This is a genomic window from Sphingomonas sp. GM_Shp_2 (assembly GCF_026540875.1).
GTDB lineage: Bacteria > Pseudomonadota > Alphaproteobacteria > Sphingomonadales > Sphingomonadaceae > Sphingomonas > Sphingomonas carotinifaciens.
Genome location: NZ_JALNUQ010000013.1, coordinates 1 through 15,033 on the forward strand (window position 1 = coordinate 1; position 15,033 = coordinate 15,033).

Here is a 15,033-nt window from a genome sequence, read left to right on the forward strand (position 1 = left end):
GTCGGCAGCGCCGAGGCGGGTGGTGGCGTCTTCGGTGTTCGAAGTGAAATCCAGCAGATTGAAATCCATGGAAAGATCGAGGGCGAGTTGCCCGGCAGTGTGGCGTGCGGCGTGGAAGCTGGCGGACTGGTTTGCCGCATGGTTTGTCCACGCCGTTCCCAGCGTGGCCGCAAGTGGCGCGATGGATCCGGGATGCAGTGCCGTCTCCACAAGGTGACGATTATCGTCCGGTATGATGACATGCGCGCGGCTTTCCAGCAGCCGCAGGGTCGATTCCAGTTGCAGGATATCCGGGTAGACGCCGCCAAGGCCGTGGCGGGGGCCGGAGGCGGCCATGAGGTCGCGCGTGGCGGGGCGCAGGATCAGGGCGCGGGCCTGCGCATGGGCGCCGCGGTCGTCGCGCATGTGGCGGTGGAGGCGGCCGATCCGTTGAAGCAGCACGTCCATCGGCGCCAGATCGGTGATAAGGAAATCGGCGTCGATGTCGAGCGACTGTTCAAGCGTCTGCGTGCCGACCAGCACCTGCCCGCGCGCGGCCCTGCCCTTGCCGAACGCGGTTTCCACGGCCGCGTCGAGCAGCCGCCGGTCGCCGGGCGCGAAGCGGCCGTGGTGGACCGTGGGAACGTCCCCGATGCGAAAGGCGAGATCGGGTGCAAGTGCCGCCACCGCCTGCGCAACCTGCACCGCGCCGGCGACGGTGTTGCGTATCACCAGCACCGAGGCGCCCGTTCGCGCCGCCGCGACGGCACGCGTGGCGATGGCGTCGGGGTCGCCGATCAACCCGGCCGTCTCGATCGCGACATGCTTGGCCGAACGCGCGACGGGGGTGGCGGCGCGCAAGGGTGCACCGCGACCGGACAGCGCGGGATAGGGTAGCGCCTGCGCCTCGGCCAGCGGCGGCAGCGGCGTCTTGAGCAGGCGCGCCCTCGCCTCCGCACCCAGCGTTGCCGAGAGCAGCAGTGCCTGACCGCCGACCGCGAGATGATTGTCGAGCAGGCGTTCGAGAAGCGTCGACATATAGGTGTCGGAGGCATGAACCTCGTCCACCACCAGCAGGCTGCGCGCCAGCGCACCGGCACGGAACAGGGCATGCTTGACGGGCAGAACGCCGAGAAGCGCCTGATCGATCGTGCCGACCGCAACGCGGGCGGCAAGGAAGTTCTTGGCGCGCTCCGCCGCCCAGCGATGATCGTCGGCGCCGCCGGGCTCGCCATCGTCCCAGCGCACCTCGTAGCCGGGCAGTTCCTGCCCCTGCGTGTCGCCGGCCACGAGATAGCCGGGGACGGCGAGAACCGCCTCCGGCGCCCCGCCCCCCCAGGCGCGTTTCAGCACGTCGTTCACGCGCCGCTGAAGCTGGACGGCCGCTGCACGCGTGGGAAGCGCGAAATACAGGCCGTCCACCTCGCCGCGACGGCGCAGTTCCAGCCAGCGCCATAACGCGGCCTCGGTCTTGCCGGAGCCGGTTTCCGCCTCGATCAGCGCGACGGGACCGAGATCGTCAGCGGCGGCCTCCTGTTGGAAGCCATGGGGTGTCCGTCCGAACGCAGCGTGAAAGTCCCCTTCAGGCGTCGGCAGCGGCAGGAGGCCACGCGTGGCCACCATGTCGCGCGCCTGTTCCTCGCGCAGTGCCTCCCGCGTCCGTCCATAAGGGCCTGCGACGGGAAACCGCCGCGTGTCGGAGCCGAGCCAGTCCGCCAGCGTGACCAATCCGGCGAAGAGCGAGACGAAGCGCGGTGCACCAGGCAGCGGCTCGCCCGTTTCCCAGGCTAGCGGCCAACGCGACCGCACGGCATCGATCAACGCGACCACATGGGCACCGGGGTCGTCGTCGCCCACCGGCATCCAGTGAACGCTGTGCTTCATCCACAATTCGGAATCGAGATTGGCGCCACGACGCAGTTCGGGCAGCGGCCTGCCGTGATGCGCAAGTGCGGCCGCGAAATGGTGATGCGCACCCCATGAGGCGAGAAGGTGGCGCAGCATCGTGGCGGCAGCACCGGTCTTCAACCTGGAATGGAACAGCAGTGCGGCAACCTGCCCGGTATGGCCGATCAGGGTCGCATGCGGGTCGATCCGCGCCTGAAAGCCGCGATTGGCCTTGCCGAGATCGTGCAACGCGGCCAGCACAATCAGGCGGGCATGGTCCTGCGCGGTCAGTGGTCGCCCCGCGGCCGTGCTGAGCCAGAGGGACCATGCACCGCCGGATAGCAACGCCTGGGCCGCAGCGCCGACGTCCAGGCAATGATCGATCAGCGGCAGCAACGCGGCGACCGTGCCGTCGGCATTGCGTGTCAGCTTGGCCCATGGCCCGTTCGCCCCTGTCGCCGTCATCATCCCCCCGGTTCGATCCGGAATATCATCGACCGGGGGTTGCGGTGGCAAGGGGCGGTCCGCGTCTGCTCCATATCGGAGGAATTTGCCCCCGGCAGCATGGCCGGCTCCGCAGAAACGGAGCCAATCGCGGTTGTTCCCAAACAGGCCCCCCGCCACCGGACGGTGGATGGAAGGAACGATGCCAGGTGATTGAGGCGAATGGGGGTCGCACGGCCGCCGCCGCGGCGCGCGGGCCGTCGATGGGTCAGTTCGTATCGTTGCGTGGCCGGTTGTGGCTGGTGGAGGAACAACCCGAAACGTCGTTCGACGGTCACCGGCTGGCGTGCGTGGACGACGATGCCAGTGGCGAGGACGCGCAGGTGTTGTGGAGCGCGGAGGTGGACGCGCGGTTGCGCGACGAGGAAGCCTGGGCGTCGCTGGCAAGCGGCGGCGGAGATGCCGAAACATTCTCGGCCTACCTCCGCACGGTACGCTGGCGCACCGCGACCGCCGCCGAACGCGACCTGTTCCAGGCGCCGTTCCGGGCCGGTATCCGGCTCGACCCGTATCAGTTGCTGCCGCTGCGCAAGGCGCTGCGCCTGCCGCGCGTGAACCTGTTGATCGCCGACGATGTGGGATTGGGCAAGACGGTCGAGGCCGGACTGGTGCTGCGCGAAATGCTGCTCAGGCGGCGGGTGGATTACATGGTGGTGCTGGCCCCCGCGGCGATGACCGGCCAGTGGCGCGACGAGTTGCAGACCAAGTTCGGCCTGTCGTTCGAGATCATCGATCGCCAGCATCTGGAAAGCCTGCGCCGGCGGCGCGGCTATGGCGCGAACCCGTGGGCGACGGGATCGCGTTTCATCCTGTCGCACCGGTTGCTGGGGGACGAGGCCTATGCGGCCGGCCTGCGTGACGTGCTGGAGGAGTTCCGCGCCAGATCGCTGCTGATCCTGGACGAGGCGCATCATGCCGCCCCCGCGGGTGGCGGCCGCTATGCGGTGGAAAGCCAGTTCACCCGCAGCCTGCGTGACCTGTCCGACCGCTTCGAGCACCGGCTGTTCCTGTCGGCGACGCCGCATAACGGGCATCCGAACAGCTTTGCCACGCTGCTGGAACTGCTCGATCCGCAGCGGTTCACGCGCGGCGTACCGGTGCGGCCCGCCGATCTGGAGCCGGTGATGGTGCGGCGACTGAAAAGCGACCTGCGGGCACTGGGCGAGGCTTTTCCCGAACGCGTGGTGGAACCGGTGGTGATCGACGGGCTCGACCGGCACGCCCCCGAATTGCGGCTGGCCGCGATGCTGGCGGACTATCGCGCTCTTCGCGAACGGCGGATCGGGACGCTGGGGGCGGCGCAGGGTGCCAGGGCACGGCTGGCCTTTGTCGGGTTGCAGCAGCGGCTGTTGTCGTCGGTGCCGGCTTTCGCGCGGACGCTGCGCGTGCATCTGGCGGGATTGGAACGGTTGATCGCGGGCGAAACCGCGCAGCCGGCGGTCGCGGACGAAGACCCCGACGCACCCGAGCGCGCCGATGAAGAGGACGCGGCTTTCGAACGGCTGGACCATGCCGAGGCCGTCCGCACCGAGGCGGCCGCGATGGCAGCCGGCGGGGCGGCGGCGCAGTTGATGGCCGAGCGCGACCATGCCGCGGCCATGCTGGTGGTGGCGGACGCAGCAAAGACCGCCCCCGATGCGCGTGTCCGCTGGATCATCGATTGGGCGCGGGCGAACCTGCTGGACGCGGAGGGGCGCTGGCGCGACCGAAGGCTGATCCTGTTCACCGAATATGAGGACACGCGGCGCTGGTTGCAGCGACAATTGTCGGTCTTGCTCAACCCGGCCGACGCCGACGAGGTCGCGCGGATCGACAGCTTCACCGGTGTGACCTCGACCGAGCGGCGCGAGGCGATCAAGCGTGCGTTCAACGATCCGGCCTCGCCCTTGCGTATCCTGCTCTGCACCGATGCGGCGCGCGAGGGGATCAATCTACAGGCGCAGTGCCACGACCTGATCCATGTCGACCTGCCGTGGAACCCGTCCCGCCTGGAGCAACGCAACGGGCGGATCGACCGCAAGCTGCAACCCAGCGACACGGTGACGTGCCGCTACTTCGTCTATGCGCAGCGGCCCGAGGATGTCGTGCTGGACGCGCTGGTGCGCAAGACGGAGGCGATCCGGCGGCAACTGGGGTCGGCGGGCGAGGTGCTGGGGGATCGTATCGCCGATCGGCTGGGCCGGGGGATCGACCGGGCGGCGGCGCACGATCTGGCCGAGCGGATCCGCGACGAGGAGGCGGACGAGCGCGTACGGGCGGCAGTGCGCGATCTGGATGACGGCGAGGAGGCACGGCGCGCGCGCCTGATGCGCGAACAGGCGGATCTGGCGGCGATGCTGGACAAGGCGCGGGCGCGGGTCGGCGTCGATCCGGGCGAGTTGCAGTCGGTGGTCGGGCTGGCGCTGGCGCGGGCGGGCGGCGGATGGGGCGCGACCGGTGCGGTGGGCGATACGCCGGTCTTCGCACTGGATCAGGCGGCACCCGCCTTTGCCGGCGATCCGAGCTGGCAACCGATGCTGGACGAACTGCGCGCGCGTGGGCCGAAGCCGGGCGAGCGGCCGGGGGAATGGCGGGCGAGCGCGGATGCGAGCGTGCGACGGGTGAGCTTTGCGCCCGCCATCCTGCCCGATGGGCGCGACGCCGGCGACGTGGTGCAACTGCATCTGGAACATCGGCTGGTGCGGCGCTTGCTGGGACGGTTTCTGTCGGCGGGGTTCCAGCAGGGGCTGGACCGGGCCTGCGTGATCGAGACGCCCGCCACCCCTGCCCCGCGGGTCGTGCTGATCGGGCGATTGGCGCTGTATGGGGAGCGGGCCGCGCGGTTGCATGAGGAGGTGCTCAGCGTGGCGGCCGACTGGCGGGATCGGGAGCGGGACGGGGCGGCGCTTCGCCCGCTGGCCGAGGGGCGTGACGCGGAGGCCCGCGTGCTGGACGAACTGATCGCCGCCCTGGCAGGCGCGCGGACCGCCGGGGCGGCGGTTGCGCGGCGGGCGACGGCGCATGCTTTGGCGGATGTGGGCGATCTGCGGAGCGTGCTGGAGGGCCGTGCCGCCGCGCGCGGGCAAAGGGTAGCGGCGGAACTGGCGAAGCGGGCGGCGAGCGAGGCGGCCGGGCTGGAGACGCTGCTGGGCCAGCGGATCGCGCGCATCCGGCGCGAGCGGGGTGAAGACGACCGGCAATTCGCACTGCTGCTCGACCCCGCCGAGGCGCGGCAGCGCGCCGCGGACCGGCGTTCCTGGGAGCGGGCGGCGACGCGGCTGGACGACGAACTGGTGCGCGAACCCGAACGGTTGCGCGCCGCCGCGCGGGTGCGCGCGACGCGGCTGGAGCCGATCGGCCTCGTCTATCTGTGGCCGGCGGCATGAGCGGGACGATTTCGGGCGGGCGGCACGACTGGCTGGGGTATTTGCAGCCGGAGGGGCTGGTGGTGGCGCCGGCGGCGCTGGCGCGGATCGGGGTGTGGCCGGTGCCGCAGACGGCGGCGGACGGCGAGGCGGTGACACAGGCGCTGGCGCAGGGACCTTGGGCGCTGTTTCGCGACGTGCTGGGCTGGGCGCCGGAGCGAGTGGCGGGGGCGCCGGGCGGGCCGGTGCTGCCCGAGGAGCTGCGGGTGGCGTTCGACGGGGGCGAGACGCTGCTGGAGCCGGACTGGGCGGTGTTTGCAGCCGATGGCACGGTGCAGTTGCTGGTGCGGATCGAGGCGGAGGACCTGCTGCTCGACCGGCGGGGCACGCTGGAGGGATGGGAGGCGACCGCGCAGCAGCGGTTCGAGCGGTTGCTGCGCGAGACGGGAGTGCCGGCCGGGGTGATCCTGGGCGCGCGCGAGACCGGGCGGCGCGAGGGGGCGGCGGGCGAGCGCGTGCTGCGGCTGGTGGTGGTGCCCAAGGGCGAGATGGCGGGGCACATGACCTGGCCGCTGGCGGCGCTGACGGATGTCGCCGGGCGCGGGATGCTGGCGGGGCTGAAGCTGCTGCTCGACGCGCATGCGCTGTTCACCGGGCCGCCGTCGCACCGCCTGCCCGCCCTGCTCGCCGAAAGCCGCGCGGCACAGGCGGATGTGTCGTCGCGGCTGGCCGGACAGGTGCTGGCGAGCTTGCACGAGATGCTACGCGGGCTGGACGCGGCCGATCCGGCACGGGTGCGCGCGCTGGCGGCGAGCGATCCGCAGCATCTGTACGAGGCGGTGCTGACCGTGCTGCTGCGCCTGATCTTCATCCTGTATGCCGAGGATCGCGGGCTGATGCCCTCGGCAGGGGGTGGCGCGGCCAAGCTGCTCTACGAACAGGGCTATGCGCTGGGCGGGCTGCACATGCGGCTGCGCGACGACGCGGCGCTCTACCCCGATACGATGGACGAGCGGCGCGGGGCCTGGGGGCGGCTGCTGGCGCTGTTCCGGCTGGTCAGCCGGGGGCATCCATCGGGCTTCATGCAGCCGCGCGGGGGCAAGCTGTTCAGCGAGGCGGCGTTTCCCTTCCTGCTGGGGCGCGACGCGCCGGGGGATGCGGACCGGGTGTTGCCGGTGGGGGACGGATGCATCCTGCGCGTGCTGGACGGGCTGCTGATGCTGGGGGGTGAGCGGGTGGCGTACCGGTCGCTCAGCGTCGAGCAGATCGGGTCGGTGTACGAGACGGTGATGGGCTTCACCGTGGAGCGCGCGGCGGGGCCGATGCTGGCGATCCGGGCGGGCAAGGGCAACCGGGTGCCGGTGTGGGTGGACCTGGATGCGCTGGCCGGCGCGAAGCCGGGTGAGCGCGAGAAGCTGTTGAAAGCATGGACCGGGCGCGGCGCGTTTCCGGCGGCGGTGTCGCGGGCGCTGGCCCGCGCGGAGGATGCGGGCGCGCTGGCCGCGGCCCTGGCACCGGTGGTCGATGCGCGCGCATGCCCGCGGGGAAGCGCGGTCGCCGCCGGCACGCCGATCCTGCAACCGACCGACGAGCGGCGGCGCACGGGAAGCCATTACACGCCAAAGGCGCTGACCAAGCCGATCGTGGCGCATGCGCTGGCCCCCGCCTTCGCCCGGATCGGGGCGGATGCGGGGCCGGCGGAGGTGCTGGACCTGAAGGTGTGCGACCCCGCCGCGGGATCGGGCGCGTTTCTGGTCGAGGCGTGCCGGCAACTGGGCGAGCGGCTGGTGGCGGCATGGGCGCGCTGGCCGGCGCAGCGACCGACCATCCCGCCGGACGAGGACGAGTTGCTGCACGCCAAGCGGCTGGTGGCGCAGCATTGCCTGCGCGGCGTGGATCGCAATCCGCTGGCGATCGACCTGGCCAAGCTGTCGCTGTGGCTGGAGACGCTGGCGAGCGCGCACGAGTTCACCTTTCTGGACAATGTGCTGCGCTGTGGCGACAGCCTGGTCGGCCTGCCCAATCCCAAGATCGTCGCGGTGACATGGGGCAAGGTGTCCGGGCAGCACAGCTTCGTCGAGGCGATCGTGCGCGACGGCATCAACGCCGCCGCCGACCTGCGCCGCCTGATGCGCAGCGAGGCCGAGATCGCGCCCTATGCGGTGCAGGAGGGACGCCACCGCGCGGCGATGACCGCGCTCACCCGCGCGCATCTGGTGGCGGACGCCGTTCTGCTGTCCTTTTTCGAGGGCAGCGGCGTGCGCGACCGCGAGGCGCGGCTGGCGGAGGTGCAGCAACTGGTTCTGGCCCCGAGCACGCAAAGCTGGGCGCGGCTGGAAGCCTTGCGCGAACGCCTGCACGCCTCGCCGGTCGGCATCACCAGTTTCCATTGGGAGCTGGAGTTCGAGGACGTGTTCACGCGCCCCAATCCCGGTTTCGACGCGATCGTCGGCAACCCGCCCTTTGCCGGCAAGAACACGATCGCGGCGGGCCATGCCGCCGCCTATCCGGACTGGCTGAAGACGCTGCACCCCCATGCGCATGGCAATGCCGATCTGGCGGCGCATTTCTTCCGCCGGGCGTTCGGGCTGTTGCGCCGCGGCGGTGCCTTCGGGCTGATCGCGACCAATACCATCCGGCAGGGCGACACGCGCGACACGGGACTGCGGCGGATATTGGACGAGGGCGGCGTGATCTATCGCGCGGTCAGCCGGCATCAGTGGGAAGGCGATGCGGCGGTGGTGGTGGCGCAGGTGTTCGTGCGCAGGGGCGCCGTCGCCGAGGATACCGGAGCGGTGCTGGACGGGCGGCCGGTGCGGCGAATCTCGGCCTATCTGATGGAGGGCGATCTGGATGGGTCGCCGGCAGTGTTGCGGGCGAATGCGGGCAAGGCGTTTCAGGGATCTATTCTGCTTGGTGCGGGCTTTACCTTTGACGATGCCAATGCCGATGGCGGCAAGACGTCATCGCTCGTGGAGATGCGCCAGATCCTGGCCGAAAAGCCGGACCATGCAGCGGTCATCAAGCCTTATATCGGCGGGCAAGAAGTCAACAATTCGCCACGGCATGAACATCACCGTTTCGTGATGAACCTGAGCCACCTGTCGGAACAGGATGCGCGCGACCATTATCCCTATCTGATCGCCATTGCCGAGGCCAAGGTGCGGCCAGAGAGACAAGCACTGCCCCCGACGAATGCGTGGAACCGGGATGTTGCCGCGCGGTGGTGGCAGTTCGCCGCGGACCGCAAGGCGATTGCCGCGGTGACACGGCAGATGGATCACGTTTTGGTCCATGGTTGCGGCGCGACGCCGCATGTCGCGTTTGCGCGGGTGTCGTCGGCGACATGCTTTGCAAACACGCTTGCGGTCTTCGCCTTCTCCGATCTCGGTACGTTCGCGACACTGCAATCGCGGGTGCATGAGGTTTGGACGCGGTTCTTCTCATCCTCGATGAAGGATGACCTCCGCTACACGCCGACCGATTGCTTCGAAACCTTCCCCCTGCCCCCCGACCATGATGAGGCGCCGGCACTGGAAGCCGCCGGGCAAGCCTATCACGACACCCGCGCCGCGCTGATGGTCGCGACCGGTCAGGGGATGACGCCGACCTATAACCGCTTCCACCGCAAGGCCGATACGGGCGCGGATATCGAGGGCTTGCGCGCGCTGCACCACGCCATGGATCGCGCGGTGCTGGCTGCCTACGGCTGGGACGATCTGGCGGCGGAGGCCGCGCCTGTCTTTCTGGATGCCGATAGCGAGGACGATCACCGCTATCAGGGACGGTTGTTCTGGCCGGCGCCGTTTCGCGATGCGGTGCTGGCGCGGCTGCTGACATTGAACGAGGAACGGGCGACGATGGAGCGGATGCTGTGAGCGCGGCAGGCGTGCGCGCCGGGCTGGTGGAACGCCTGCGCCGTAACCTGATCGGGCCGAGCGAGGCGGCGGATGGCGATCTGGCCGAGGAACGGTTGCCGGCGGGGGAAAGCCCGTCGCGCTGGTACCTGTCGGGCTTCATCGCGCCATCGGGCGAACTGGCGGCCGAGCCCGACATGCCGGCGGATGCCGAACTGGAGGAGATCGACAGCTTCCTGCCCGAACTGGACGGGTTCAGCGCCGGCGGCGCGGCGGGCGATCATGACGAGCCCGATGCGCCCCCTGCCCGCCGCCGTTTCCTGCCGAGCGCGATCGGGCTGTCGACCATGGTCGATCCCGGCGTCGGCGCATTGGAGGTGTGCGTGACATGGGGCGATTACGTGCCCGAGCCGCCGCTGCCGCCCGAGATGCTGGAAAGCGGCGGCGAGCTTCGCGGGACGGCGATCACGTGGCGGCGGGTGCCGCGCGATTGCACCATCACGCTGCCGCTGCCGGGCGAAGGCGCAGGCATGGTGCGGCGCGCCCTGCCCGGCTCCGCGGCGACGGCGCGGCCCGGCGGCGGGCTGGAGCTTGCGGTGCGTGCCCGCCCCTTCCGCCTGCGACTGGCGACCGGCGAGACGCGCGCGGTGCAGGTGGTGACCGTGTTTCTGGTCAACAAGCGGCTGGAGCCGCCGTCGCGCTACCGCGATCTGGCCTATGCCTATCAGGTGCGGCTGGCGCTGGCGTGCGACGCGGGTTTCGTCGCGCAGGCCGACCTGTCGCGGATCGCGCGCGATGACTGGGACGATCAGCTGGCGGACCTGCATTACCGGGATGCGGCGGCCTATGCGGCGGGCCTGGGGTGCGCCGCCGGACATCTCGTGGACGCCGACGGGCGGGTGCGGCGGGTGCACACCACGCACATGCCGCGCGCGGCGGTGGAGCGGACGGTGGCGGCGGCAGTGCCGGGGGTGACCTTCGGCATGGACCGGTTGGCGGAACTGGCAGCGGGTGACGGGGCGGCGTTGCGCGCGGCACTGGCGCCGCTGGCGGCGGCCTATGGCGACTGGTCGGTGGCGCAGCGTGGGGCGATGGATGCCCCCGATATTGCGGGCGCGGCGCAGCGGCTTCGGACCGCCGAAACGTTGATCGCGGCGCAGGATGTGGCGCGCGGGCGGATCGCGGCGGGCATCGCCCTGCTGGCCGGGGATGCACGGGCGCGGACCGCCTTTGCCATCGCCAATCGTGCAGTGGCGGACGCGGCGCGAGCGCGGCGGCCGGGGGACGGCGCGCCCGCGTGGCGGCCGTTCCAGCTGGCCTTCATCCTGCTCAATCTGGCGGGCATGGCGGACCGGCGGCATCCGGATCGCGACGCCGCCGACCTGTTGTTCTTTCCCACCGGCGGCGGCAAGACCGAGGCCTATCTGGGACTGGCCGCCTTTACCATCGCGCTGCGGCGGCTGGGGGCGAGCGGCGTGCTGGGCGCGGGCGTGGCGGTGATCATGCGCTATACGCTCCGCCTGCTGACGCTGGACCAGCTGGGGCGTGCGGCCGGGCTGGTCTGTGCGCTGGAGTTGCTGCGCGAGGGGCCGGATTACCGCGACGGCGATGGCCGGCGGATGCTGGGCGACTGGCCGATCGAGATCGGCCTGTGGGTCGGCTCCGACGCCAGTCCCAACCGGCTGGGCCGCAAGGGCGACAAGAGCGAGGGCACTGCGGTGAAGCGGGTGCGCGCCTATAGCAGCGGGCGCGATGCGCGCGCGCCGGCACCGATCAAGGCGTGCCCATGGTGCGGCACCGCCTTTACCCCGCAAAGCTTTCGCTGCGTGCCGAGCGCCGACGCGCCGACCAATCTGGAGCTGCGCTGCGTGAACATGGCATGCCCGTTCACCGGCGACCGTGCGCTGCCGGTGGTGAGCGTGGACGAGGCGATCTATCGCCGCCTGCCCGCCTTCCTGATCGCCACGGTGGACAAGTTCGCGGCGCTGCCGTGGAGCGGTCAGGCGGGTGCGTTCTTCGGCCATGTCGACCGGGCGGACGATAGCGGCTTCTTCGGGGCGGCGGAGCCGGGATGCGGCCGGGCGCTGGACGGCGGGCACCGGCTGGACCCGCCCGACCTGGTGATCCAGGACGAATTGCACCTGATCTCCGGCCCGCTGGGCACGGTGGCGGGGCTGTACGAGGCGGCGATTGACCGGCTGGCGACGCGGATGGTGGAGGGCGTGCGGGTACGGCCCAAGATCGTCGCCTCCACCGCGACGGTCCGGCGCGCGCGCGACCAGATCGCCGCGCTGTTCGACCGGGGGGACACGCATATCTTTCCGCCGCCTGGGCTCGACCGGCGCGACAGCTTCTTTGCGGTGACGCGGGGCGAGAGCGCGGACGATCCCGCGCGCTGGTATGTCGGAATCGCCGCGGCCGGGCGCGGGCCCAAGCTGGTGTTCCTGCAGGCGCTGGTCACGCTGCTCGGCGGGGCGCAGGGGCTGGCGGACGATGGCGGTGAGGCGGATGCCTATCTGACCGCCCTTTGTTATTTCAACGCCTTGCGCGAACTAGGCGGGGCGCGGCGGATCGTGGAGGACGAGGTGGCGGCGCGCGCGGCGCATTACGGCGCGCAGCGGCGGCGGCTGGAGCCGGCCGACCGGCCGTTCGGGGACCGGCTGCTCGGCGAGCCGGTGGAGCTGACCTCGCGTGTGTCGACCGATCAGGTGGCGGCGGCCAAGCGGCGGCTGGAGGCGGGGTTCGGCGGTGACGGGGAGCGGCCGCCGTCGGACGGCTTCGCCGCAGGCCGGGCGGAGCCCGTGGACGTTGCCCTTGCCACCAACATGATCTCGGTCGGGCTCGATATCGACCGGCTGGGGCTGATGCTGGTGCAGGGGCAGCCCAAGACGGCGGCGGAATATATCCAGGCGACGAGCCGGGTCGGGCGCAATCCGGCGCGGCCCGGTCTGGTGGTCGTGGTGCTGAACGTCCACCGGCCGCGCGACCGGATGCATTTCGAGCAGTTCGGCCATTTCCACGATACCTTCTACCGCGCGGTGGAGGCGACGAGCGTGACGCCGTGGTCCGCGCGGGCGCTCGACCGGTCGCTGGCGGCGGTGGTGGTGGCGATCGCGCGGCATCTCGACCCCGCGCTGACACCGTCGGGCGCCGTCGATGCGCTGGCCAACGCAGCCGATACGCGGGCGGCGGTGGTGCGGCATCTGGTGGACCGGGCGCCCGACGACATTGCGGGGGGCAAGGACCGGCTGGCGGCGGCGATCGAGGGGTTGCTGGATGACTGGGCGGCGGTGGCGGCGGCGCAGACCGCGGCGGGCGGGCGCTTCAGCTACGAGGATCGGCCGCAGCGGCTGCTCCACCCGCCGCTCGACCCGGTGCTGGACAATCTGGAGCCGGCACACCGGCGCTTTCAGGCGGGGTGGAGCATGCGCGACGTGGAGCCCGGCGTGCTGATCCGGCCGCGCGGGCCGGATGGCGAGCGGGTATCGGGTGCAGGAGATATGGCATGAGCGCCAAGCGCGTGACGCTGCGGCAATCGCAACTGGTGCTCGGCTTCGGGCCCGGCGCGATGGTGGACCTGCCCACCCGCTCGGTCATCGTCGGCGGGCTGGACCTGTGGCACATGCGCGAGCGGGGAAGCTGGCGCGCCGTGCACGAGCCGCGGGCGGTGGCGGTGCTGGAGGCGCTGCTGCGCGCCAACGGGCGACTGGCCGAGGGCGTGCGGCTGAGTTTGCGCACGCCGCCGGTCGATGACGAGGGACGCCCCGGTGCGGGCGAGCCGCCGGGCGTGGAGGCGCGGATCTTTCCGGCGTGGTTCGTCGCGCGCGATGCGGAGGAGGCGGGCGACGTGCACCGCCGGCGGCTGGTGCGCTGGCGCGACCTGAACCCGCGCGGGCGGGCCGACCTGATCGACGATGACGGGCGGCGCGTGGGGGTGACCCCGATCCGCTTCGTCGCGGGATGCCGGAAAGGGCATTTGCAGGACATCGATTGGAGCTATGCCGTGCATGTCGGGATGCCCGGCGAACGCTGCGTCCAGCCGCTTTGGCTGGAAGAGCGCGGCACCTCGGGCGATCCCGCCTCGACGCGGATCGTGTGCGGATGCGGTGCGGCGCTGTCGCTGCGCGATGCGCAGGCGGACGGACGTTTCGGCAAGTGCCGCGGGCGGCGCCCCTGGCTGCGCACGGACGAGCCGGGGGAATGCGACGAACATCTCCGCTTCCTGACGCGGACCGCGACCAACGCCTATTTCCCGCAGGTGCTGACCGTCATCTCGCTGCCCGCCGCGGAGGACGAACTGACCCGGCTGGTCGAGGCACATATGGATGCGATCGACTGGGTGACGATGCCGGCCGAACTGGCGATGGCGCGGCGCGCCAACCCGGCCTTGCGCGCCGCGCTGGCGGGATGGAGCGATGCGGAGATCGTCGCGCGCGTCGCGCAACTGCGCGCGCGGGGACACCAGAATCTGGAAAAGGCGCCCAAGGTGGCGGAGTTCGACCTGCTGGCCAGCGGCGCGGGCGAAATCGGCTCGGACACGCCCGATGCCCGGCTGCACGCGCGCACGCTGACCCGCGATCAGTGGGACGGGGAGCGGCCACGGCTGGCGCCGATCGCATCGGCGGTGGCGGTGCACCGGCTGCGCGAGGTGGCGTGCCTGTACGGCTTTACCCGGTTCGAGGCGGCGCCGACCGCGATCGATGGCGATCTGGAGGAACTGTACCTGGCGGTGGAGGGCGCCGCGCTGGCGACGGAGCTGGAATGGCTGCCCGCCGTGGAGCAACTGGGCGAAGGCATCTTCCTTCGCTTCGACCCGCACGCCATCCGGGCCTGGCTGGCGCGGCCGGCGGTGGCGGCCCGCGGCGACATGCTGCTGCGCGGACATGACCGGTGGCGGGCAAACCAGGCTTACGGCGACAAGCTGCGCTTTCCCACCCTCGCCTATTACGCGATGCACGGCTTTTCCCACGCGCTGATGAACGAGATCGCGCTGGATTGCGGATATCCGGCGACCGCGCTGAAGGAGCGGCTGTACGCGATCGTCGATGACGAGGGGGAGCGGTTCGGGCTGCTGCTCTACACCGCGACGACGGGGGCGCAGGGCACGCTGGGCGGGCTGACCGCGGTGCTGCCCCGGCTGGGTGCGATCGCCGAGCGGGCGCTGGACCGGCTGGCCCTGTGCAGCGGCGACCCGATCTGCGCCGAGCATGATCCGGACGCCCATGGCGACGAACGCGCGCTGAGCGGCGCGGCCTGCCATAGCTGCCTGCTGGTGGCCGAGACGAGTTGCGAGGCGCGCAACCTGTATCTGGACCGGGCGCTGACCGCGCCGACGGTGCTGACGGAGCGGGCGGCGTTGTTCGGGGGGTAGCGGGATCGATACTTCCTCGCTCGACCGGGCGGGCATGAGTGGGTGCGCTCGCCTTTCATCTCCATGATCGGCAACTTCGCCATGGATGGTG

Annotated in this window: 5 protein-coding genes; 4 read left to right on the top strand and 1 reads right to left on the bottom strand. The window is 71.2% G+C overall.

The genetic code is table 11. The features are described 5' to 3' along the window. Positions 1-2,334: CRISPR-associated helicase Cas3' (gene cas3, locus OXR08_RS06905; protein WP_267348925.1), on the bottom strand; the 2,334-nt coding region annotated here is incomplete at its 3' end. 185 nt (positions 2,335-2,519) lie between these two features. Between cas3 and drmD the strand changes: the two genes are divergently transcribed. Genes drmD through OXR08_RS06925 form a run of 4 tightly spaced genes read left to right on the top strand, consistent with a single transcriptional unit; the run spans position 2,520 to position 14,942 of the window. Further along, positions 2,520-5,735, top strand: coding sequence for a DISARM system SNF2-like helicase DrmD (gene drmD, locus OXR08_RS06910; RefSeq protein ID WP_267348927.1), 3,216 nt, complete (start codon positions 2,520-2,522; stop codon positions 5,733-5,735). Continuing rightward, complete coding sequence (locus OXR08_RS06915) at positions 5,732-9,592, top strand: DNA methyltransferase (RefSeq protein ID WP_267348929.1); 3,861 nt, start codon at positions 5,732-5,734, stop codon at positions 9,590-9,592. The genes drmD and OXR08_RS06915 overlap by 4 nt, the downstream gene beginning before the upstream one ends. Then, positions 9,589-13,080: a DISARM system helicase DrmA gene (gene drmA / locus OXR08_RS06920; protein WP_267348931.1), complete on the top strand. Its 3,492-nt coding sequence runs from the start codon at positions 9,589-9,591 to the stop codon at positions 13,078-13,080. Before OXR08_RS06915 ends, drmA begins: the two co-directional genes overlap by 4 nt. Continuing rightward, entirely contained in the window at positions 13,077-14,942 is a 1,866-nt protein-coding gene (locus OXR08_RS06925; protein WP_267348933.1) for a DUF1998 domain-containing protein, read from the top strand. Before drmA ends, OXR08_RS06925 begins: the two co-directional genes overlap by 4 nt. Positions 14,943-15,033 lie beyond the last annotated feature (91 nt).

Excerpts from the sequence above, each read along its gene's own strand:
- OXR08_RS06915 (WP_267348929.1), top strand. The coding sequence starts at position 5,732 with ATGAGCGGGACGATTTCGGGCGGGCGGCACGACTGGCTGGGGTATTTG.
- OXR08_RS06925 (WP_267348933.1), top strand. The coding sequence starts at position 13,077 with ATGAGCGCCAAGCGCGTGACGCTGCGGCAATCGCAACTGGTGCTCGGC.